The organism is Planomonospora sp. ID82291 (genome assembly GCF_015711645.1).
Taxonomy (GTDB): domain Bacteria; phylum Actinomycetota; class Actinomycetes; order Streptosporangiales; family Streptosporangiaceae; genus Planomonospora.
Genome location: NZ_JABTEX010000006.1, coordinates 21570 through 40067, shown reverse-complemented (window position 1 = coordinate 40067; position 18498 = coordinate 21570). Strand labels below are relative to the sequence as shown.

Here is an 18498-nt window from a genome sequence, read left to right as displayed (position 1 = left end):
CCCTCCCCCTGGCGGGCCGCCCGGCCTACCGGGGCGCTTCCCCGTTTCGCCTTCCCTCGGAAAGGACCTCTGTCGTGATCGCTTTCCCCGCCGTCGACGCTCCGCTCACCGCGCTCCCCCTGTCGGACCGGTGTCTCCCCATGAAGGAACCGACCCGCTGGTCTCGCGCGGCGCGGCGGCTGGCCGAGCACGGCCCCGCCCTTGAGGCCGGCATTCAGCAGATCCACGAGCAGGCCGCCGAGCTCGCCGGCCGCTTCGGCGCGGCACAGCTGCACAAGATGGTCGCGGCCACCGGCCCGCAACGGCGCCCCATCGCACCGGAGGACCTGCAGGCGGTGACGCTCGCTTACGCGCAGGCCAGCGCCGAGGCCAGCGGCGCCCCGGCCAAGCTGGCCGAACTCACCCGGGCGGCGGCGCGTGAGCGCGGCCTGGCCGCCGAGCTGAACCGGCTGCTGCTGGCTTCGGAGGACGCCGACCGGTCGATACGGTCGCTGGTGCGCGGCCGCGACGGGCACGAGATGGCGGCCGCGCTACTGGCCAGGCTGGATGAGGTGCTGGTGGCGCAGTGCGCGGGCGGCCACGCCGGCCGGGTGGCGGCCGCCTGCCAGGAGGAGGACGCCGACATCGCCGCGGCGGCCCTGGCCGAGTTGCCGGTGGCGGCGCGATGGCTGGCCGGGTTGGCTGAGGCGCCGCCCGAGACGGACGCGGGTCCGGTCCTGGCGCTGTCGGCGCGGGTGCGGGCGCGCGGCGCACGGGTGTTTTGCCGGGCGGTGCTGGGCGCGCTGGAACTGCGGTCGCTGCCAGTGGAGCCGTACGAGCTGTAGCGGGACAGGCGGCCCCACAGTTGCCCATTCATTAAGTCTCTTGTATTATTTTTTTGTGCAGTCGGGGAAGTTCTCTTGCTGCTTCCCCGGTGGCGTCACCTGACGCCATCGCCCCCTCGCACGGGGCGGACCCGCGGTCGAGGGCGGGGTCCGGTGATGGCATGTCCCGGTGATTCGCGTCGGCCACCCCAGGCTGACGCCCGGTGAGCGTCCACCTCCCCCGCCCCTCAACACCTCCACGCAATAAACATCAGGCACTTTTTCAATGTTCGCGAAGGGGGATTACCTTCGCCTGACTCCTTGGAGTTCCCATGACCGCTACGACCGCGATGGCCGACATCGTCGCCCGCATGGTCGCCCGCCGCATCGCCCGCGCGGCCGACGACTTCCGTAACAGCCGCACGACTCTCGCCGCGGTCCTCGCCGGCGAGTCCACGATCACCACCCTCAACCTGGCCCCGCTGCTGCGCGCCCAGGCCAGACACGAGATCTGGCAGTTCGTCGCCCAGGCCACCGAAGCGACGGGCGGCGACCTGCAGGCGGCTCTGGCCGAGGGGCGCAGGCACTTCCTGCAGCAGTTGCTGACCGGCAGGGGCCGCTCCACCTCCGGCCTGGACAACGAGATGGAGTGGGTCCGCAACGAGGAGATCCGCTCCTTCCTGAGTTCCACCGACTGATCCCGCCTACCGCGCTGGGCGACGGTGCGCCCGCCGCCCAGCGCTCCGCGAAGAAAGAAGGACACCCCATGGGAAGCGATGTCAGCGCCATCCTGTTCTACGGCTACGACCTGGGCTCGACCCCGTGGAAGATCGCCGAAGTCAACAAGCTCGGCGACCCGCTCCTGCCGTGGTACGACGCGGAGAGCGGCGAGGACTTCCTCGACTGTGCCTCCGAGCACCTGATGACGGTGCCGGGCCCGCCGCACCCGCCCGTCCTCGACGACGCCGACGTCGGCCCGGTCTTCCGCCGTCACGGCGTCGAGGTGGAGTCCTACTGCTACCGCGAGGACAACTCCTACTTCGTCGCCGCCCACGTGGTCACCGTCGGCGTGGAGGACATCCAGACCCTGGACTTGGTCGAGTTGGAGCAGATGCGCGCCGCCGGCAACTGGGACGCCACGCTGCGAGCGGCTCTGACGGCGCTCGGCATCACTCCGACGCAGAAGCGCCCGGCATGGAAGTTGTGCGCTTACGAGTGACCTCTACGGGGGCGGCGACGTACCCGCCGCCCCTCCCCCTTTCCCTGTCGCCCTTCACGCAAGGACCCGTGATGAACATTCCCGGAGTGAGCCGGCACCTGGACCGGCTCGGCATCCCCCGCTCGCTCCACTTCGCCGTGCTCACCAGCCGCTCCGCCGGCGCGCCGCGGCCGACCGCACCAGATACGGCGCCCGCTCAGCCGGCACCGGACGATGACGCCAACGCCCCGGGCGGCGCGGAGGCGGCGTTCATGCCACCGCCGGGCGGCTGCCGCTGGTGCGGCATCGACAAGGAGCGGCATTTCACCCAGTTAACGACCGGGCGAGGCTTTCACCAGTGGGAGCCTCGCTCGATTGAGCAGATTCGGGCGTGGGCGAAGGCGCGGCAGGCCGAGCGGCGCGCCCGCGACGCCACCTGACCGCGCCCGCGGCGTCCCCGCCTGCCGGGGCGCCGTGGGTGCGCACCGTCCGGCCTTCCAGCACCGGATGAACCGCAGGCACAGCTGACCGTTGCGGAAGCGCGCCCGGCCCCCGCCGGAACCGGGTGCCGCTACCCCTTTGTCACGCTATTAACTCTCCTGTATCTTTTATATGTGAGCGGGGAGCGATCCCGCTCCTATGTGACTGGAGTCCCGATGCCCGTTCTTACCGCTGTTGCCTGCGAGCCGCCCGTGTGCTTGTGGTGCCGGAAGCCGATCGCCAAGGACGACTACGGATGGTGGGTGGTCATCGCCACCGGCTCGATGTATTGCGTCATCGCCGCCGGCATGCACACCCCGCCCCCGCACCCGTGAACGGTGCGGCCGCCCTGCCGCGGGTGGCCGCATCCCTCCACCGCGTCCTGCTCCTTGCCTCTGCGCCGTCCCCGTCTGGAAGGACTTCCCGTGTCTGTGATTCCTCTGCGTTCCGCCCGCACGTCCCCCGCCTCGGCCCCGCATGCCGCCGGTGACCGCTTCGACCTGGAGGCGCGGGAGACCTGGTCGGAGGCCGCCCGCCGCTCCGCCGCGGAAGCGTCCACGGTCGCGATGATCGTCTCCGACGTTCACGCACAGGCCAACGCTGTCGCGGCGCACCGCACCGTCCCCGAGTTGCGCCGTCTCATCCGCTCCATCAACGACACCACGCCCATCCCGCGGCGCCCCACGCATGAGCAGATCACCAGCGTGTACCGCGACCTGCTGGTCTGCGTGAAGGGCGCGCATGAACTCCTCGCCGAGTTCGACCGCCGGGCCGGTCAGGACGCCGCGCTCGCCTCGGTGGTGAACAAGCTGCTCGAGGCGTCGGCGACGGCTGACGAAGCCGCGCGCGGGATCACCTTGACCGTCTCCGGTGCGGAGATGGCGGAGAAACTGGCGGCGCGATGGGGAAAGATCGCGATCATCCAGTACACGGCCGCTCACGCGCGCCGGGTCCTGGTGGCGGTGACGAACGCCGGTCCGGAGCACGGGTGCGTGCGCCACGCCGCGCTTATGGAGATCGCCGGCGCGGTCACGGTCGCGATCCGGCAGGGCGGAATCCTGGAGAACCCTCAGACGCCGGAAGAGCTGATCACGGCGACCGACAGGCTGCTGCGGGCGCAGGCGGGCGCGGCGTTTCTGCGTCTGGTGCTAGATGCGCTGGAGTTGGACGAGGACTCGTTGCCGGTCTCCCCGTGGGCGTGAGCCCGCGCTCCACACCGGACACGCTGACGGCCGCGAACCACCGGGTTCGCGGCCGTCGGCTGTTGCGGTCACTCCTCGGGGCGGCCCAGCTTCCGCTGGCAGGCCGGGCACCGATCGCGCGAACCGATGACCGCCTGGCGCTCGTACAGGTTCGCCGTGCCGGTCGGCGGGCGGAACAGATCAGCGAGTGCCGACTCCACGCCGAACGCGCCGGTCTCCAGAAGGCGCGGCGGTTGCCCGTCTTCGCTGATGCGCTCCTGGGCCGCAACGCTCCAGGAGCGGTCCCGGATCACCCTGTCCCGGATGACTCTGTCCCGGATCACCCTGTCCCGGATGACTCTGTCCCGGATCGCCCTGTCCCCGTAGTAGACCTTGGCCTGGACGGCCACGGGTCCGTTCGGCCCGTGTGCGATGAAGTCAGGCACTTTCACCGCCAGAGGCTGGGGCGGCCACACCGACACGTCCATGCAGAACGGGCAGCAGGAAACGGCGTCGACGGATTCCAGTTCATCAAAGACGAAGAGGACGAGCGCCTTCCGGGCGGTCTCACCTCCTGCCTGCCCATCGGCTTCACTCGCGTGCGGCGGAACGGGAACCGGTGCGACGGCGGGCGGCACGGCCGCACCGGGCTTGAGGATCTTGCCGACCGCGACCGCGGGGCCGCCCATGAGGCCGATGGCGAACCGGGCGCCCTTCCACACCCGGGTCAGCGGCATCCCGTCGGCGTCGCGGCAAACGTGCAGCAGGTCGGGGATCCACTGCTCGTCGAGGACCTCGTCGCGGATGTCGGCCGGCAGGTCGCGGGCGGCGCGGTGCAGCAGCCACAGCGGCAGGCGCTCCAGCCGGGTGGCGGCCTCCTGCTTGATGAGGTCGCTGCAGGTGGTGCACAGCACGGCGACCACGGTGGTGACGATGAACAGCAGGGCGCCGAGCACGTAGAGGAAGGCGGTGAGCAGGAGCTGGTTCACACGCGACCGCCGGGGCGAATGGCCGTGGGGCGCCCGGTCGGCGGCGCCGGGGGCCGGTAGCTGTCGGCGATGGCGTTGAGCCGGTCCATGGCCTGCAGGTAGCCGTCGGCGGTGAGGACGAAGGCGCGCCGGGCGGGACGGCCGGCGGCCTTGGGGTCGATGTCCTCGCGGCAGGCCTGGAGCCAGCCTTGCTTCTCCAGGAAGGCGAGGATGGGGTAGATGGTGCCGCTCGGCAGGCCGGTCGCGGTCATCAGCTCGTAGCCGTAGCGGAGTCGGGCGGGGTCTTCCAGGAAGATTTTGAGGATCTGCGCCATCCGCGGGGAGACGCTCACCTCTCTCCTCTCAGGTTCCATGTTGATGATCCTACATAGGGTGCGGCGTGGGTGAGCGGCTGAATCCCACCTGGGTTTCCCAGCACCAGGCAACCCGAACTAACCACGCTGTATTCTTTTATATGAGTTATCGGGGATGCGATCCCGGTGTTGACCCCCAGGAAGGACCCATGGAAGCCCTCGCAACCGAAGCGACCCGAGCGACCCAAGCGACCGTCGACCTGGTGTTCGCCCTCGAACCCGGCGGCGCCTCGTTCACCTGGACCGACCCGGCGACGGCCGGCGGACCCACGGACGATCACGGCACCGCCGACCACTACAAGATCGCCTGGGAGGAGGGGAGCGGCCGCCTGTCGCTGCACTACGCCGTGTACGGCGGGCAGGAGGACGGCTACCGGCTCGCGGGCCCCATCCGGCTGCACAACACCGGTGACCCGGTACGGCTCGGCCAGGCCTGGCCGCTCGTGGTGATGTTCGTCGCGGCCGGCGATTGGCGGCTGGCCCACCCCGGCAACCCGTTCAACCGGCTCGGCGGCCTCATCCCCGGCCCGGACGGCCCCCGCTGGGACGTCTGCCTGCTCGTGTGATCACGCGGGCGCCCGGCAGGGGCGTTCGCCTCGGGGCGGGCGCGGAAGCCCGTGATTCGGCAGCGAATCGCTACTCAGTGCGCATCTTGCCGCGAAAGGGCAGCACGGGGGCCGCGTCGGGCGATGTCGCGACGCTGGGCGGCCACGGTCGGCTGATCGATCCGTCGCCGTCCAGCCCGTAACGGAGAAGGTTCGTCCAGGGCTGGTGCTCGCCCTGCCTGCGTAAGGTGCGAGCCAGCCACAGCAGCCGATCCGGCCAGCCTCGACCTGCGTCAGCATGAGCACTTCGGATGGCGGCAGGCAAGAGCCCGGCACGGCGCAGCTGCTCGACTGCCTGGTCATCCTGCCTCAGCTTTCTTTCCGGGCGAGAGCGATCCCAGGAGGGGAACCGAGAGACGAACGCCCCTTCGACTACCGAACGCCGGGAAGGACGTCTCGCGGCGGATTCTCCATCGTTCAAAATGAGCGCTCGGAGCAACTTCTCCCGGTAGGCGCGCAGAAGCTCACCGAACTCCGGGCCCCGCTCGGCTTCCGTCACACGCGTGAGCCGTTCAACGGTCTGTGTCTTGCCGGCGAGCTCCCGGCACAGGATGAGCATGCACAGGCCGGACAAGCGTCCGTCGTCGGCGGCTTCGTTGGCGAGCCGCTCAGCTCGTTCGTGCTCTCCTGCCCGGTCTGCTTCAATGCTCAGCCGAAAGAGAGCGTCTGTGTGGCCGCGTCTCATTGCGGCGATCGCCAGCCGTTCGCCTTCCTCGACCTCACCTGTCTGCGCCCGCCATATGGCCAGTTCCTGCATGGCTTCGGCGCTGCCCGCGGCCATGGCCGCTTCGTGCAGTTCGATGGCATGCCGGTACCGCAGCCGGACTTGAGCCTGCATGCCGAGCACCACTTGGTCCACGGGGCTCGCGTGCAGGGTGGCCGCGTCCCACAGGCTCGCCGATGGGCAAAGGTGTGCGCGCTGCTCGGCGCCGTACTGTTCGAGGTAGTCGGCCAGCCGGTAGCGCACGTCGCCGCTCGCGCTGGGGTGCCGGCCGGAGTCGCCTGGCCGGGGCCGGTGGCGGGTGAGGGGGGCACGCGCTCCTCGGCAGGCGGTGTGGTTGGTGACGTAGGCGAACGCCTCTTCCAGCCAGTTGTCGTCGGCGGCCGTGGTCTCCCACTGCTCGTCGGTGAGATAGCCGGCGGCCGCATACTCCAGCAGTGCCCGTGGCAGCAGAAGGCTGTGGCCCAGGCGACGCGCGTCGACGGCGGCATCAAGTAGTGCCCTGGCGCCGGGACCGGCGTTGTCGTAGCGCTCCGCCAGCGCGAACCCTCCGGCGAGGTATTGGGTGAGCCGACCGTCGGACGCGTTGCGGAGTGCCTCGGCGAGGCGCGCGTCGCCGCTGTGCCCAGCGTGTGCGACGGCCGCTGTCAGGTCGTCGCCGGTGAAGGCTTCGGGTAGCCGCAAGGTGCGGCCCTTGAGTAGTTCCCCGGCTTGGTCGTACAGGTCGGGCGGGTCAGGGAAGGCGGCGGTGAGCTTGTCCCAGTGCGGAGGCCACAGGGTGCCGAGGACCAGGATCGGCCCCCGATCCGGATCGGTGATCAGGGCGCGCAGCTGGGTGGCCGCGCGCCGGCTGGTCTCGGGTTCGGGGGTGAGGAGGTACCTCTGGGTTTCGTTGAGCCACACCACCGTGTGCGGAGCTACGTTGCCGATGTCGGCGAGGAGCGCTTCGGCGGTGCGGGGGTGCCACAGCCTCCACGGGCTGGGGAGGTCGCGTACCGCTTCCCAGCAGGCGCGGGTCTTGCCGGTCGATGATCCGCCGACCAGGACCCGGAACCGGCTACGGCCCTGGGCGTGAACGTCGGCGAGCAGGTCGGCGAGCAGGCGGTCGTGGGTCCGCGGGATGTAGGCCGGCAGCGCCTCCCAGGTGTCGGCATCGGTGTCGGGGCGGATCGCCGGGTGCACCTCCAGATCGAGCGGGTCGAGTCCGGCGATCGCGCTGCCCGGCGGAACGGAACCGGTCTGGGGTTGCTCGCCGGCGGGGACGGCCTGCGGTGCGCGAACCGGCTGCTTTCGGGCCGCCTCCCACCACCGATCCCAGCGTTGAGGGTCGAGCAGTGCCGGTGCCACCTGGTCGGCCGTGACGTTGCGGCGGCGGAGATGCACGGCCAGGACGTGGACGACGGCGCGCAGAGAATCCGGGGAGGCGGGCAGGTGGTCGCCGTTGCGCCAGGCGCTGATCTTCTTGCCGGTCACCTGGGAGGCGGGGAGCTGCGAGGCACCTGCCGGGGTCGTTCTGGCGAGCTGGCGGAGCCGGTCGTTGGCCGCGCGGGCCACAGCGTCTTGGCCGAGTTCGGGAGCGGCGTCCAGGAGTTCGGCCAGCCGGGTGGCGAACTCGGCACGTGCGTCGCGCTGGACCATGACTTCCCACCATCCCCGTGCGCCGTGGAGCGGCTTCCGGCGTTCCTTCCGGTCCCGTCCGGTCCGGAGAATTTCACCGTAGGGAACCGGCCTGCGGCTATGCACCGGTTCGGGGCGGGTGTGGCTGAACCGGAATCGCGGTGCCGTGCCGGGTCGGGGCTCACTGGGCGTGCTGCCGCCGCGGCATCAGGCCGGGCGGGCGTGTCCAGGAGAGTGAGTGAAGTTGAGCGGTGTGCTGGAGGTAGTCGGGGCGGGCGTGACCGTCGCGGGTGCCGGTGGCCTGCTGTACGGGGGCACGGTCACGTGGCTGGTCCTGGTGTCGGTGCTGGCGCGTTCGGCGGTGCGGCGCAGGGACGCGCGCGCGACGCTGGGTCTGCTGCTTCGGCAGCGTGCGGCGCAGCCGGGGGCGAATGCCGGTCCGGTGGAGTGAGAGAACGGCGGTGCGCGGGGTGGCCACGGGCGCGTCGAGCGTCGGTGTGCCGCCCGCGTCGGCCGCTCGAGCGACGGTCGCAGGCGGGGCGCGTGCTTCCGTGCTGAGCTGGCACTTTCCCTGCATCCCGTAGATTTGCCGCCTTGCTAATACTCCTGTACTGTTTTTCTTGTTCGGGCGGGAGGGGTGCGATCCTCCCGCCACCCCCACCAGGAAGGGCCCACCATGGCTTTCCGTCTCCTGACCGCCGCGCTCCTCGCGGCGCTCGCGCTGCTCGGTCTCGCCCTGCCCGCCCACGCGGGCAACGGCACGCTCACCGCCCCCGCCTCCACCACCGAAGGCGGCGCGGTCACCGTCACCGCGACCACGGCGGGCACCTGCACCGCCGCCCTCACCGTCACCACCCCCGACGGCACCAGCGCCCCGATCGGCACCGCCCCCGCCGACCCCCTGTGCGGCGGCGGCTCCTTCTCCGCCTCCTTCACCGCCGAGAAGGCGGGCACCTACACCGTGACCCTGACCAGCGACGGCGCGACCCTCGACACCGCGACCGTCACCGCCACCGCCAAGCCCCAGCCCAAGCCCACCGAGCCCGCCCCGACCGCGACCGCGACCCCCAAGGCCACCGCGACCGCTGAGGCCACCCCTGAGGCCACCGCCACCGCGACCGCGACCGCCAAGCCCAAGGCCACGGTGACCGTCACCGCGACCCCCAAGCCCAAGACCACCCCCACCACCAAGGCGACCGCGACCGCGACCGCCAAGCCCAAGACCAGCACCGCCAAGGCCACCCCCACCGCGACCCCCGCGCCCGCCCCGACCGTCACCGTGACCAGCGACCCCGCGCCCGTCTACGTCGCCCCCGCCGACACCGCCGACACCGCCGACACCACCGCGACCGACAGCACGCCCACGCAGGAGGCCACCCCCACCGCCGACACCACCCCGAACACCGACCCGAGCACGGACACCGCGCCGAGCACCGACCCGAACGCGGGCGCGGTCAACCTCAACGCCGCCCACGTCGCCGACACCTCCGCCCTCGCCGCGCTCGCCCCGATCGGTAACGGCCTGATCTGGGCACTCGCGGGCGTCGCGGTCCTGATGATCGCCCAGAAGGCCACCACCGCCCGCACCACCCGCAAGAACGCCAAGCAGACGGGACGCCACCACCGCGCCGCCTGACCCCTGCCCGCCCGCCCCGCACACGGGGCGGGCACCCCACCCCGCACGAGGGGAACCCACCCCCAGCACCGCCCCAGCACCGCCCGAGCCCCCGCCCGACAACCACGGGCGGGGGCTCCCCCGTCCCCGCACCAACCCGCCCCGCCCCGCCGCCCACGCCGCCCCGCACAGCGGAACCCACCGCGCCGCCCCGCACCGTCCCCCCGAGTCCTCCGCCGCGCCGTACGGCAGGCACCACCCCGCCGCCCGAGATCCACCGCCCCGCCGCCCGAGATCCACCGCCCCGCCCCGTGCCGCGCCGCACGGCAGGCACCGCACCGTACGGCGGCGCGCTCGAGGCGGTCCTCTCCCGCCCCGCCTGCCGTACGGCAGGCACCGCACCGCCCCGCACGGCGGAGCCCACCGCACCGCCCCGCACGGCGGAGCCCACCGCGCCGCCCCGCACGGCAGGCACCACCCGCCCCGCCGCGCCGTACGGCAGCGCGCTCGAGGCACGGGTGCCCGCCGCGCCGTCCCCTCCCCCCGAGTCCTCCGCCGCGAGCGGCGCGCCCTCGAGGCGGCTCTCTCCCCACCCCACCACCCCGCCGCCGCGCCGTGCGGCAGGCACCGTGCTGCGCACGGCGGCGCGCTCGAGGCGGTCCTTCCGCACCGCCCAGCGCCCTGCCGCGACGCGGCGAACGCCGCCCAGCGCGGACCGTGCCGGCCGTACGTGCCGGGTGGCCGAGTTGCCCGGCGCGTCCCTCGAGGCGGTGCTGTGCCCGGCCCTCGTCCGGCTTCCGGGTGCGGTGATTTACCCCGGTGAGCTGCGCTTTCCCCGTGCTCTCGTAGATTTGCCTCTCTAATTAACTCCCCTGTACTATTTTAATTGTTCAGGCGGGAGGGGTGCGATCCTCCCGCCGCAACCAGGAAGGGCCCATCATGCTCATGCGAATCGTCACCGCCGCCGCACTCCTCGGCCTTCTCGCCGTCGGCGCGCTCACCATGCTCGCCTCCCGCCTCGTTGCGGGTGCGGTCACACCGACACAGGCACCGACGGGAGCCGCCACCACGGCGATGGCCACCGCGCCCGACACCATGGCGACCGCACTCGTCTCGGTCGCCGTTGTCCCCGCCGTCGTCATCGCCGCTTTCGCTGCGGTGTGGATCGTCGCCCGCCTGCTCACCCCCCGCGCCGGCGGGGCGCACGCCCGCGACGGCCTCTAGCCACCCCGCCCCCGCCCCACGCGGGCGGGGGCACCCCTACCACTCGACACACCATTAACTGTCTTATATTATTTTATGTAGAGCAAGGGGGACGCGATCCCCTTGCCCGGCACCCAGGAGGACCACATGACGCCCGACAGCCCCACCCTCAGCACCGCCCCCGCCATCGAGCGCATCTTCGGCGCCACCCTGGCCGCCACCCCCGGCGTGCAGCTCCTCGCCCGCCACGCCGCCGCCGTCGCCGACGGCCACACCGAGCACACCGACGCGATCCGCGCGCTCGTCGACGCCTGTGGCGGCCAGATCACCTGGAAGGAGGCCGACATCCTCATCGACTTCGTGCTCGTCGTGCCGACCCTGGCCGACGACGACGGATGGCACCGCCGCCCCACCCTTCTCACCATGAAGCGCATCGCCCAGGTCGTCCTCCCCCTGCCGTAGCAGCCCGTACGGCGGGCGGCCACCCGCGCCGCCCGCCGTACCTCTCCACCCCACCCCGGAAAGAAGGCACCGCCCGTGAACATCACCACCACCTCCGCCCCCATGTCCGGCCGCATGCGCGACCTCGCCTGGTGCTGCCCCGGCCACGACCCGATGTTCGGCGCCAGCCGCCGCTGCCGCCGCTACTGGGTCCGTATCCAGCGCCGACGCGGCAAGACCGACCTGGTCAACCTCATCCGCGAGGAGGCGTCCTAGCCCCGCGGGCGGCGACGCACCCGCCGCCCGCCCCGCCCTACCCGCCACCGCACCAGACGAAAGCGACCCATGTTCAACGACACCCGCCCCACCGTGCGGCACCTCGACTTCCGCCCCACCCAGGTCGCCCACGACGCCTACGACGCCGGTGCCACCCACGCTCAGATCAGCAACGCCGCCGCGTGGGCTGCCATCGTCACCTACCTCCTCCCCCACTACACCGTCCCCTCCTGGAGCAAAGCGATGACGGTGATCCGCCGCCGCATCCGCGCCGCCCGCGCCGCCTCCCCCGGCATCAGCCGCCTCGACTGGTGCGACAAGGCCGCCAAAGCCGCCACCGCCGCCGCCGCCCAACTCTCCGAGGAGATCGAGCAGGCGTTCGCCGAGGCGTTCGGCTTCGACACCCTCGCGACCATCCCCGTGCCGTACCCGCGGGAAGTCCACGCCGCAGCCACCGAAGCAGGCGCCTCAACCGAGTACCTCATCGACGCGCTCACCTACTCCTACGCCGCCCTGGGGCGCGGCCGCCCGCGCAGCACGTGGCGGGAAGCCTGCGCGTGGGCGACGACGGAGGTCGCGCACTTCATCAGCGCCGGAATGACCTTCTTCGAACCCGGTGGCGACGCCGAGCAGTTCCGGAACGCGCGGATCCGCCACGACCCGGCCTGGGCTGAGAAGGCCGGGCCGATCCCCGCCGTTGGCGACCCCGTCTTCCTGAAGCACCTGGCCGACATCCTCGACGACTTCTGCGAAGAGCCCGCCCTCACCGACGCAGCGACGCCCTGACCTCGCGGGCGGGCGGCGACGCACCCGCCGCCCGCCCCACCTGACCGATCAGCGTCCCGCCGGGCGAAAGCCGCCCCGCGCCGAGCACGCCCCCGCTGACCCCGGCACCACTGGATAATTCCCGAACAGACCCCCCCTCGCAGGAGCCCTTACCGTGACCAGCCGCGACGCCCGTAACGTCCTCGACGAGCTCTACCCTCCCCGCCCTCGCCGTGACGCGCCGCTCGACCCCGGCGGCATCGTGGACCCCGCCACCGGCCAGCCCCGCCTGTCCGCACGCAAGTGCAGCACCTGCATCTTCCGCCCCGGCAACCTGATGCATCTGGCGCCCGGCCGCCGCGACGAGATGGTCACCGAAGCCCTCGCCAACAACTCATGGATCATCTGCCACGCCACCCTCCCCTACGGCGCCCACCCCGAAGCAGCCCAAGCCGTCTGTCGCGGCTTCTACGACGTCCACGGCCGCGCCTCCGTCGGCGTCCGCCTCGTTCACGCCCTGGGCGGCTTCACCGATACCGAACCGCCCACCACCACCCCCTGACAGCGCAACGCCCTCACACGCACACAAGGGGCGGAACCCCGCCCGCGGGGTTTCCGCCCCTTGTGTATGGTCACCGGTTCGCCACAGACGCATACAGACGGCCCCGCAGCCATACACAGCGCCCAGCCGGATCTTCAGACGATCGGCGCCGCCAACGCATCAGCGGCCCGCGCCGCCAACTCCGCCACCACCGCATCAACACCGCCGCCGTCGTCACCGTCATCGCCCGGCGGAAACCCACCCAACGCCACCCGACGGCACCGCTCCACCATCCCGTTGCGCCCGCACTGCCAGCACAACGGCCGCGGCAACCACGACAACGGATGATCAGGGCACGCCCGCACCTGTTCCGCCAACTCCGCAGCCACCCGCCGGCGCACCCGCGCCTCGAGCGCCACCAGCACCCCAGCGACGAACTCCTCCGGCGACCGGCCCCCGAACGGCTCCCCCGTCACCGCCCGCGCAGCAGACGAAGCAGCCGCCCCGCCCACCAGCCACGGATGCGAACGCCCCACCACCCCAGAAAGATCACTCACCGTCACCCCCATGCCTCCAACACCGCAGGTCGCACATCACGCAACGTCATCACACCTGGACACAGCCTCAGCCGCCTTACGCGCCTTCACCGCCTCCACCCGAGACACCAGCCCCTCGAGGATCTCCACCTCATGAGCCACCTCAACCGGCCCTCCATCAGGCCCCGACAGCTCCACCGCCTTCACCCCACGCCAATCCGGATTCAGCCGCGACGCCACCTCCAACGCGACCTTCCCGTTCGGCGGCGTCACCTGCTCCTCCCGGATCACCGACCCATCCGGCAGCTCCCGCTCCACCTTCTTCACCACCGACCCACCCAACGCGTCCTGAATCGCCGCGTTCACCAACGATCCGATCACGTGCGCGTGCGCGCGCGTAAACCTGTCGCGAAAGTCGCGAAATACCTCCGGGGCGTCGTCGGCCTCCCCCTCTGCGAGCCAGCGCAGGAGAGTCGCTCGGTGCACTCCACACAGGTCGGCAGCCCCCGTGATGCTGTGTCCGTTCTGACGGGCTTGGCACAGGGCGTCGGCCATCTCAGGAGTGAGCTTGGTAGGACGGCCTACAGACTTAGCAGGAGCCGTATCGCTGGCGGTCGCGTCGGGCTGGGTGGTGGCGTCGATGCTCATAGGGCCTCCGTAGTTCCGATCTTGTTGATGTAGGCAGCGAGGGAGGCTCGGTGCACGACGGTGGCGTTCCCGACCCGCCGCGAGGTGAGCTGCTGGGCGTCGATGAGGGTGCGGACACTGCCGGGTCCCAGCCCGAGGACGTCGGCGGCTTCGACGGTGGTCAGGTCGTGCTCGGGCAGCTTGGCCATCAGGGAGGCGACGAACGGTTCCCGGTGCCGGGCGGCGTACCAGGTGATGAGGCCGATGCCGTGGCGGAAGATGCGCCCGTCCTTCTCCAGAACCGTCAGGGCGTAGGTGGCGCGGCCGTGGCTGGCATGGGTGACGAGGTTGCTGCTCTTCATGAGGTCGACGACGTCGGCGGTGGTCAGACCGACAACGCCGGCGCGGTCGAGCGCGGTGACGATGTGGTCGCGGATGGAGGCGGCGGTGGCGCGGTCGACGGCGTCGTACGGCTTGCGCTGGCTGGTGAGCGGCAGCGCGGTCTGCGGCGCAGGCGACAGGACGACCTGGTCGCTGACGGCCCGGTCCAGGAGGGCGGCGACCTTCAAGAGGGCGTCGGCCTGGTCGCGGGGCAGGGTGACGGTGACGACGTCGGCAGCGGTGGCGGTGGTCATGGTGGGGATCTCCTTGAAAGGCGGGGTGGGTCAGGCGGCCAGAGCGGAGGCTGGGATCGGCCGGGGAGCGGGTACGAGGGCGTGGGCGGGGTTGTGCCACGTGGTGGGGTTGGCACCGGACGGGGCGATGGTCACCGAGGCCAGGTGAAGGTCTGCGCGGTCGGCTGTCTCGGTCAGCCAGCCGTGGGCGTGGTGGGCGAGCAGCAGCGCGACCGCGCCGGCGGTGGGCCAGGCGGCGCCGTCGTAGTCGCCGCCGAACAGGAACAGCTTCTTGCCGTGGCCGTCCATGATCGGGGCGAACGGGTCACGGTGTCCGAGGAGGGTGGCGTTGGCCAGGCGAGCGTCGATGAAGGTCGTCATCCGTGCGGCAAAGGCCGCTTCGTCAAGCAGGCGGCCGTGCTCGTCCAGGGAGCCGGCAACGACGGTGAACGCGGCCTGCCAGGTGTGCCCGTGCAGTCCGCCGCGCTCGCCGCGCAGGTAGGGCAGTTGGTGGCTGGCGTTGAAGCAGTGGGTGAAGACGGTTGTGAACACGGGCAGCGCTGTCCCCTTGTCGGCCGGGTCGGACGGTGCGGGCGGAGTGTGACACATTTGCGAGTTAACGTCGCTTCGGCTCACCTGCGGCCGTCTCCCCGCAGGGATCGGGCACCCGCGATGGGGATGGAAGGCGCCGGTGTGGCCCCGGGCTCAGGGGCCACCGGGCGGTTACGCGGGCGGCGGGGTGGCGGCCAGGCGGCGGGCGATCGTGTCGCACCAGGCGCTGTCGGCTTCGACGGCGATCACCTTGAGGCCGCGCCGCTTGGCGGCTTCTGCGGTCGTTCCCGAACCGGAGAACGGGTCGAGGATCACCTGCCCGGGTGCGGGCTGGATGAGGTCGATGATGCGGGCCGGGATGGCCAGGGGCTTTTCCGCGGGATGGCCGTGTGCCTTCTTCGTGCTGGTCTTGATGGTCCACACATCGCCGGCGGAGCGGTCGGAGATGCGGAAGGCGCTCTTGGCCATGATGGCGATGAGCTCGTGGTCGGAGCGCAGTCCGCGCGGGGAACCGGTGCGGATGGCGTCTTTGTGCCAGACCGCCACAGAGGTCACATCCAGGCGGGCGTCGTGGGCGGCGCGCTGCACGATCGGTAGGGTCCGCCAGTTGCAGCACGACCAGAAGCTGCCGTGCTCGGGCAGGATGCGGGTCACGTGCCGGTACCAGCTGGTGAACCAGTGCGCGGTGTTCATCGTGTCGGCCCAGGAGCTGGCCCTGGTCGCCCAGGAGGTGCCGGTCGTCTGGTACGGCGGGTCGGTGACGACGTGGTCGACGTCGCCGGGGGCGAGCTCGGCGAGAATCTCCAGCGCGTCGGCGTTGTAGAGCGTCACCAGCTCGTCGGCGTAGAACGGGGTGGGCAGGCTCACTGGCCGCTCCTGGGCGCCGGGACGAACAGGGCGGGCGGGTCGCCGGCGGTGCCGGGCGCGTCGTGGGCGGGCTCGGCGGGCGGCTGCTCGGGGTCGCTGGCGGCGCCGGCCGTATCGGGGGCGGTGGCGAGCGTGGGCCGCGACAGCCGGTCGGCGGCGACCTTGGCGTAGTGGTCGGTGATCTCGATGCCGATGAAGCGGCGGCCCTGCATCTGTGCGGCCACGCCGGTGGAGCCGGATCCGGTGAACGGGTCCAGGATGAGGCCGCCGGGTGGGGCGACGCGCACGAGCGTGGTCAGGAGCGGGTCGACGGGCTTTTCCGTCTGGTGGATGCGGTTGGCGCCGACGGGGGCGCGGGCTTCGATCGCGCCCGGCAGGTACACCTCGTAGTCCTTCTGGATGGAGCCGTTGACGCCCCAGACGGCGTACTCGGCCTGGTTCCAGAAGCCGCCGCGGATCGGCCGGGAGCGGCCTCGGGGCTTGACCCAGTTGACGACGCCGCGCCAGGTCCAGCCGGCGGCCTGCATGGCGTCGGTGGTGGAGGGCAGCTGGCGCCAGTCGGTGAACACCAGGATCGAACCGCCTGGCTTGGTCAGGCGCAGCGCCTCGGTCATCCACAGCGTGGACCAGAACGTCCACGAGCGCTGGTCGCGCTGGTCGCCGGGGAAGTCCGGGTTCTCATGTGCGATGTCGCCGGCCGAACCGGAGACGTACTTGGTGCGGGTGGAGCGCTTGCGTTCGGCGATGGACACGCCGCCGGAGGAGTACGGCGGGTCGGCGATGACGGCGTCGACGCTGCCGGTGGGCAGGGCGGGCAGAACGGACAGGATGTCGCCCTTGTAGATGGCGGCGCTGTCGCTGCTCCAGTACGGCTCGGCGGGCGTGGGGGTGACGGCGTCGGCGAAGGGGGTGGCGTTGTCGCGGGTGAGGTCGTTCATCGGCTGCTCCCTGCCAGATGCCGCGTCAGAGGGCTGACGATGAGGGCGAGAGTGAACAGGGCCGCCAGGGCCCAGGTGAGGATGGCCAGCCCCAGGTGAGGGGTGGTCAGCGCGCTCCAGCTGAGAGCGATCACGGCCAGGAGTCGAACGACCTGCTCGATGAGCAGGGCGCAGCCCTGGGCGGAGGGGGAGGGGCGGCCGCTCATGCGCTCACCGCTGCGGCGGGCACGTCAGCGGGCGGACCGGTGAACGGGTCAGCGGCACCGGCCGGGGATGCAGGGGTGAACCAGTCGCGAGGCGCGGCCGGGGTTCCCTGGGCGGCCTGTGGCGCTGGAGGGGCAGGAAGGGCGCAGTCGGCCGCGTACTCGGCGGCGAGCGCGTTGAAGATCGGCGTGGTCACGCCGGGAGGAGTATCAGGCGGGTGAGCTTAGGTCGCGTCGTCGCCTTCGAGGACGCCGGTCGCGGGGCGTTCCTTGTACGGGCGGCCGCCGCCTCCGCCGGGCGTATGCGTGCAGATGCTGCAGTCGCAGGGCAGGCTCGTGTCCTCTCCGGTGGCGGCCGGGTCGGGGTTGATGCGGTACCCCTTGCAGGTGCCGTGCTTGCCGGTGGCGCACGCCATCGACCAGGTCCTCAGGTCGTCGACGGTCAGCCCCGGTGGGACGACGAAAGTGACGTTGCGTACGGCCATACCACTATGGTCGCACGTCGCATCCGATGCACTCCTCTCCGTACATGTGTTCGATAATGGTGAAGGGGGTCCGCAGCGTCGCAGACCCCCTTCTTCGTCGGCGGCTCAGCCGGCGGCGGGCACCAGGTGAGCTCGCAGGCGCTCGCATACCCGGGCGGCGGCGTCGTCGCGGGCCCGCTCCCGCTCCATCGCCACGTCGGCGGGCGCGAACTCTTCCTGTGCTCGCGCGACGTCGGCACCGCAGGCGATCCACTGGCCGAGCTCCATGCCGATGTCGCCCAGCACCTGGTGCTCGAGGGCGCGGGCGCGGCGGATCAGTGTGGCCAGCACGGCGCCGTCGGCGTGGCGGGCCAGCCGGTAGAGCGCGGCCTTCTCCGGCGCGCTCATGTCCACGCCGTCCAGGGCGTCGAGCAGGTCGGCGGTCCAGGCGGGCGCGGGCGCTCCGCTGGCGGCCAGGACGCATTCGGCGTTGCCGTGGCTGGTGCCGCCTGCAGCGTGGATCTCGGGCCAGGCCAGGGCGACGGCCTGGACGGCGCTGCGGGCGCGGATCTGGCCGCTGACGGCGAACGGATCCAGGCCGCATCCGCAGTCCCGCAGGTGAAGGAACGCGCGCGTTCTCTCGCCTCCGGGCGGGCCGATCTCGTGCAGGCTCCAGACGTAGTCGGTGGTCATCAGGGTCCTTTTCGTGAAAGCACAGGAGACCGCTCCCCCCGTGTTTCAATGAATTTAGTACAGCGTGGTTACTTAAGGGAAATGGTGGGTGTTGCGCCTGCTCGCTTGAGTGAAGGCGCCGCCGCGCGTCCTTTCCCGTAGCGGCGCGGCCGCTCCCCCGGCGGGATCCACTGCTGGGCGGAGCGGTCCCACACCAGGTCGCCGGTGACCAGGCCG

Annotated in this window: 27 protein-coding genes; 14 read left to right on the top strand and 13 right to left on the bottom strand. The window is 71.5% G+C overall.

What is annotated here, in order from left to right:
• Positions 1–74: 74 nt before the first annotated feature.
• From HS045_RS29530 to HS045_RS29505, 6 genes are all read left to right on the top strand, one after another.
• Entirely contained in the window at positions 75–824 is a 750-nt protein-coding gene (locus HS045_RS29530; RefSeq protein ID WP_196454886.1) for a hypothetical protein, read from the top strand.
• A 311-nt stretch (positions 825–1135) separates the two neighbouring features.
• Entirely contained in the window at positions 1136–1501 is a 366-nt protein-coding gene (locus tag HS045_RS29525; RefSeq protein WP_196454885.1) for a hypothetical protein, read from the top strand.
• Positions 1502–1569: 68 nt separating this feature from the next.
• Positions 1570–2022: a hypothetical protein gene (locus tag HS045_RS29520; RefSeq protein ID WP_196454884.1), complete on the top strand. Its 453-nt coding sequence runs from the start codon at positions 1570–1572 to the stop codon at positions 2020–2022.
• Positions 2023–2093: 71 nt separating this feature from the next.
• The gene (locus tag HS045_RS29515) at positions 2094–2441 is read left to right on the top strand and encodes a hypothetical protein (protein WP_196454883.1); all 348 of its coding nucleotides are present in this window, start codon (positions 2094–2096) and stop codon (positions 2439–2441) included.
• Positions 2442–2657: 216 nt separating this feature from the next.
• Positions 2658–2816, top strand: coding sequence for a hypothetical protein (locus HS045_RS29510; protein ID WP_196454882.1), 159 nt, complete (start codon positions 2658–2660; stop codon positions 2814–2816).
• A gap of 231 nt (positions 2817–3047) precedes the next feature.
• Positions 3048–3683 carry a hypothetical protein gene (locus HS045_RS29505; protein WP_196454881.1) on the top strand — a complete coding sequence of 212 codons (636 nt, stop codon included), beginning with the start codon at positions 3048–3050 and terminating at the stop codon, positions 3681–3683.
• Between the two features lie 68 nt (positions 3684–3751).
• Here HS045_RS29505 and HS045_RS29500 read toward each other — a convergent pair whose 3' ends face one another.
• Both HS045_RS29500 and HS045_RS29495 read right to left on the bottom strand, forming a co-directional pair.
• Positions 3752–4651, bottom strand: a complete 900-nt coding sequence (locus tag HS045_RS29500; RefSeq protein WP_196454880.1) for a hypothetical protein — start codon at positions 4649–4651, stop codon at positions 3752–3754.
• A complete protein-coding gene (locus tag HS045_RS29495) occupies positions 4648–5004 on the bottom strand; it encodes a PadR family transcriptional regulator (protein ID WP_196454879.1) in 357 nt (118 codons plus the stop codon). Before HS045_RS29495 ends, HS045_RS29500 begins: the two co-directional genes overlap by 4 nt.
• A gap of 149 nt (positions 5005–5153) precedes the next feature.
• Here HS045_RS29495 and HS045_RS29490 point away from each other — a divergent pair, with 149 nt between their 5' ends.
• Positions 5154–5570: a hypothetical protein gene (locus HS045_RS29490; RefSeq protein WP_196454878.1), complete on the top strand. Its 417-nt coding sequence runs from the start codon at positions 5154–5156 to the stop codon at positions 5568–5570.
• Between the two features lie 70 nt (positions 5571–5640).
• Here HS045_RS29490 and HS045_RS29485 read toward each other — a convergent pair whose 3' ends face one another.
• On the bottom strand, positions 5641–7968 hold the full coding sequence (locus tag HS045_RS29485) for a hypothetical protein (RefSeq protein ID WP_196454877.1): 2328 nt from the start codon (positions 7966–7968) through the stop codon (positions 5641–5643).
• 217 nt (positions 7969–8185) lie between these two features.
• Between HS045_RS29485 and HS045_RS29480 the strand changes: the two genes are divergently transcribed.
• From HS045_RS29480 to HS045_RS29450, 7 genes are all read left to right on the top strand, one after another.
• Positions 8186–8398, top strand: coding sequence for a hypothetical protein (locus HS045_RS29480; protein WP_196454876.1), 213 nt, complete (start codon positions 8186–8188; stop codon positions 8396–8398).
• Between the two features lie 225 nt (positions 8399–8623).
• Positions 8624–9583 carry a hypothetical protein gene (locus HS045_RS29475; protein WP_196454875.1) on the top strand — a complete coding sequence of 320 codons (960 nt, stop codon included), beginning with the start codon at positions 8624–8626 and terminating at the stop codon, positions 9581–9583.
• A 918-nt stretch (positions 9584–10501) separates the two neighbouring features.
• Positions 10502–10786 (top strand): hypothetical protein, encoded by a 285-nt coding sequence (locus tag HS045_RS29470; protein ID WP_196454874.1) that lies wholly within the window; start codon positions 10502–10504, stop codon positions 10784–10786.
• Between the two features lie 126 nt (positions 10787–10912).
• On the top strand, positions 10913–11227 hold the full coding sequence (locus HS045_RS29465) for a hypothetical protein (RefSeq protein WP_196454873.1): 315 nt from the start codon (positions 10913–10915) through the stop codon (positions 11225–11227).
• A 75-nt stretch (positions 11228–11302) separates the two neighbouring features.
• On the top strand, positions 11303–11482 hold the full coding sequence (locus HS045_RS29460; RefSeq protein WP_196454872.1) for a hypothetical protein: 180 nt from the start codon (positions 11303–11305) through the stop codon (positions 11480–11482).
• 69 nt (positions 11483–11551) lie between these two features.
• Complete coding sequence (locus HS045_RS29455) at positions 11552–12268, top strand: hypothetical protein (RefSeq protein ID WP_196454871.1); 717 nt, start codon at positions 11552–11554, stop codon at positions 12266–12268.
• 154 nt (positions 12269–12422) lie between these two features.
• Complete coding sequence (locus tag HS045_RS29450; RefSeq protein ID WP_196454870.1) at positions 12423–12809, top strand: hypothetical protein; 387 nt, start codon at positions 12423–12425, stop codon at positions 12807–12809.
• A 134-nt stretch (positions 12810–12943) separates the two neighbouring features.
• Here the strand turns inward: HS045_RS29450 and HS045_RS29445 are convergent, their stop codons facing one another.
• From HS045_RS29445 to HS045_RS29400, 10 genes are all read right to left on the bottom strand, one after another.
• Positions 12944–13357, bottom strand: coding sequence for a hypothetical protein (locus HS045_RS29445; RefSeq protein WP_230885094.1), 414 nt, complete (start codon positions 13355–13357; stop codon positions 12944–12946).
• Positions 13358–13381: 24 nt separating this feature from the next.
• Positions 13382–13972 (bottom strand): helix-turn-helix domain-containing protein, encoded by a 591-nt coding sequence (locus tag HS045_RS29440; protein ID WP_196454868.1) that lies wholly within the window; start codon positions 13970–13972, stop codon positions 13382–13384.
• Complete coding sequence (locus HS045_RS29435; RefSeq protein WP_196454867.1) at positions 13969–14586, bottom strand: helix-turn-helix domain-containing protein; 618 nt, start codon at positions 14584–14586, stop codon at positions 13969–13971. The genes HS045_RS29440 and HS045_RS29435 overlap by 4 nt, the downstream gene beginning before the upstream one ends.
• A 30-nt stretch (positions 14587–14616) precedes the next feature.
• A complete protein-coding gene (locus HS045_RS29430; RefSeq protein ID WP_196454866.1) occupies positions 14617–15117 on the bottom strand; it encodes a 6-carboxytetrahydropterin synthase in 501 nt (166 codons plus the stop codon).
• A gap of 171 nt (positions 15118–15288) precedes the next feature.
• Positions 15289–15984 carry a DNA methyltransferase gene (locus HS045_RS29425; protein ID WP_196454865.1) on the bottom strand — a complete coding sequence of 232 codons (696 nt, stop codon included), beginning with the start codon at positions 15982–15984 and terminating at the stop codon, positions 15289–15291.
• A complete protein-coding gene (locus tag HS045_RS29420; RefSeq protein ID WP_196454864.1) occupies positions 15981–16922 on the bottom strand; it encodes a site-specific DNA-methyltransferase in 942 nt (313 codons plus the stop codon). Before HS045_RS29420 ends, HS045_RS29425 begins: the two co-directional genes overlap by 4 nt.
• Positions 16919–17128: a hypothetical protein gene (locus HS045_RS29415; protein WP_196454863.1), complete on the bottom strand. Its 210-nt coding sequence runs from the start codon at positions 17126–17128 to the stop codon at positions 16919–16921. Before HS045_RS29415 ends, HS045_RS29420 begins: the two co-directional genes overlap by 4 nt.
• Positions 17125–17322: a hypothetical protein gene (locus HS045_RS29410; RefSeq protein WP_196454862.1), complete on the bottom strand. Its 198-nt coding sequence runs from the start codon at positions 17320–17322 to the stop codon at positions 17125–17127. The genes HS045_RS29415 and HS045_RS29410 overlap by 4 nt, the downstream gene beginning before the upstream one ends.
• Positions 17323–17349: 27 nt before the next feature.
• Positions 17350–17610 carry a hypothetical protein gene (locus HS045_RS29405; RefSeq protein ID WP_196454861.1) on the bottom strand — a complete coding sequence of 87 codons (261 nt, stop codon included), beginning with the start codon at positions 17608–17610 and terminating at the stop codon, positions 17350–17352.
• A gap of 105 nt (positions 17611–17715) precedes the next feature.
• Entirely contained in the window at positions 17716–18282 is a 567-nt protein-coding gene (locus HS045_RS29400) for a hypothetical protein (RefSeq protein ID WP_196454860.1), read from the bottom strand.
• Between the last annotated feature and the right edge of the window lie 216 nt (positions 18283–18498).

Excerpts from the sequence above, each read along its gene's own strand:
- HS045_RS29525 (WP_196454885.1), top strand. The coding sequence starts at position 1,136 with ATGACCGCTACGACCGCGATGGCCGACATCGTCGCCCGCATGGTCGCC.
- HS045_RS29520 (WP_196454884.1), top strand. The coding sequence starts at position 1,570 with ATGGGAAGCGATGTCAGCGCCATCCTGTTCTACGGCTACGACCTGGGC.
- HS045_RS29515 (WP_196454883.1), top strand. The coding sequence starts at position 2,094 with ATGAACATTCCCGGAGTGAGCCGGCACCTGGACCGGCTCGGCATCCCC.
- HS045_RS29510 (WP_196454882.1), top strand. The coding sequence starts at position 2,658 with ATGCCCGTTCTTACCGCTGTTGCCTGCGAGCCGCCCGTGTGCTTGTGG.
- HS045_RS29505 (WP_196454881.1), top strand. The coding sequence starts at position 3,048 with ATGATCGTCTCCGACGTTCACGCACAGGCCAACGCTGTCGCGGCGCAC.
- HS045_RS29495 (WP_196454879.1), bottom strand. The coding sequence starts at position 5,004 with ATGGAACCTGAGAGGAGAGAGGTGAGCGTCTCCCCGCGGATGGCGCAG.
- HS045_RS29490 (WP_196454878.1), top strand. The coding sequence starts at position 5,154 with ATGGAAGCCCTCGCAACCGAAGCGACCCGAGCGACCCAAGCGACCGTC.
- HS045_RS29485 (WP_196454877.1), bottom strand. The coding sequence starts at position 7,968 with ATGGTCCAGCGCGACGCACGTGCCGAGTTCGCCACCCGGCTGGCCGAA.
- HS045_RS29475 (WP_196454875.1), top strand. The coding sequence starts at position 8,624 with ATGGCTTTCCGTCTCCTGACCGCCGCGCTCCTCGCGGCGCTCGCGCTG.
- HS045_RS29470 (WP_196454874.1), top strand. The coding sequence starts at position 10,502 with ATGCTCATGCGAATCGTCACCGCCGCCGCACTCCTCGGCCTTCTCGCC.
- HS045_RS29465 (WP_196454873.1), top strand. The coding sequence starts at position 10,913 with ATGACGCCCGACAGCCCCACCCTCAGCACCGCCCCCGCCATCGAGCGC.
- HS045_RS29455 (WP_196454871.1), top strand. The coding sequence starts at position 11,552 with ATGTTCAACGACACCCGCCCCACCGTGCGGCACCTCGACTTCCGCCCC.
- HS045_RS29445 (WP_230885094.1), bottom strand. The coding sequence starts at position 13,357 with ATGGGGGTGACGGTGAGTGATCTTTCTGGGGTGGTGGGGCGTTCGCAT.
- HS045_RS29440 (WP_196454868.1), bottom strand. The coding sequence starts at position 13,972 with ATGAGCATCGACGCCACCACCCAGCCCGACGCGACCGCCAGCGATACG.
- HS045_RS29435 (WP_196454867.1), bottom strand. The coding sequence starts at position 14,586 with ATGACCACCGCCACCGCTGCCGACGTCGTCACCGTCACCCTGCCCCGC.
- HS045_RS29420 (WP_196454864.1), bottom strand. The coding sequence starts at position 16,922 with ATGAACGACCTCACCCGCGACAACGCCACCCCCTTCGCCGACGCCGTC.
- HS045_RS29415 (WP_196454863.1), bottom strand. The coding sequence starts at position 17,128 with ATGAGCGGCCGCCCCTCCCCCTCCGCCCAGGGCTGCGCCCTGCTCATC.
- HS045_RS29405 (WP_196454861.1), bottom strand. The coding sequence starts at position 17,610 with ATGGCCGTACGCAACGTCACTTTCGTCGTCCCACCGGGGCTGACCGTC.
- HS045_RS29400 (WP_196454860.1), bottom strand. The coding sequence starts at position 18,282 with ATGACCACCGACTACGTCTGGAGCCTGCACGAGATCGGCCCGCCCGGA.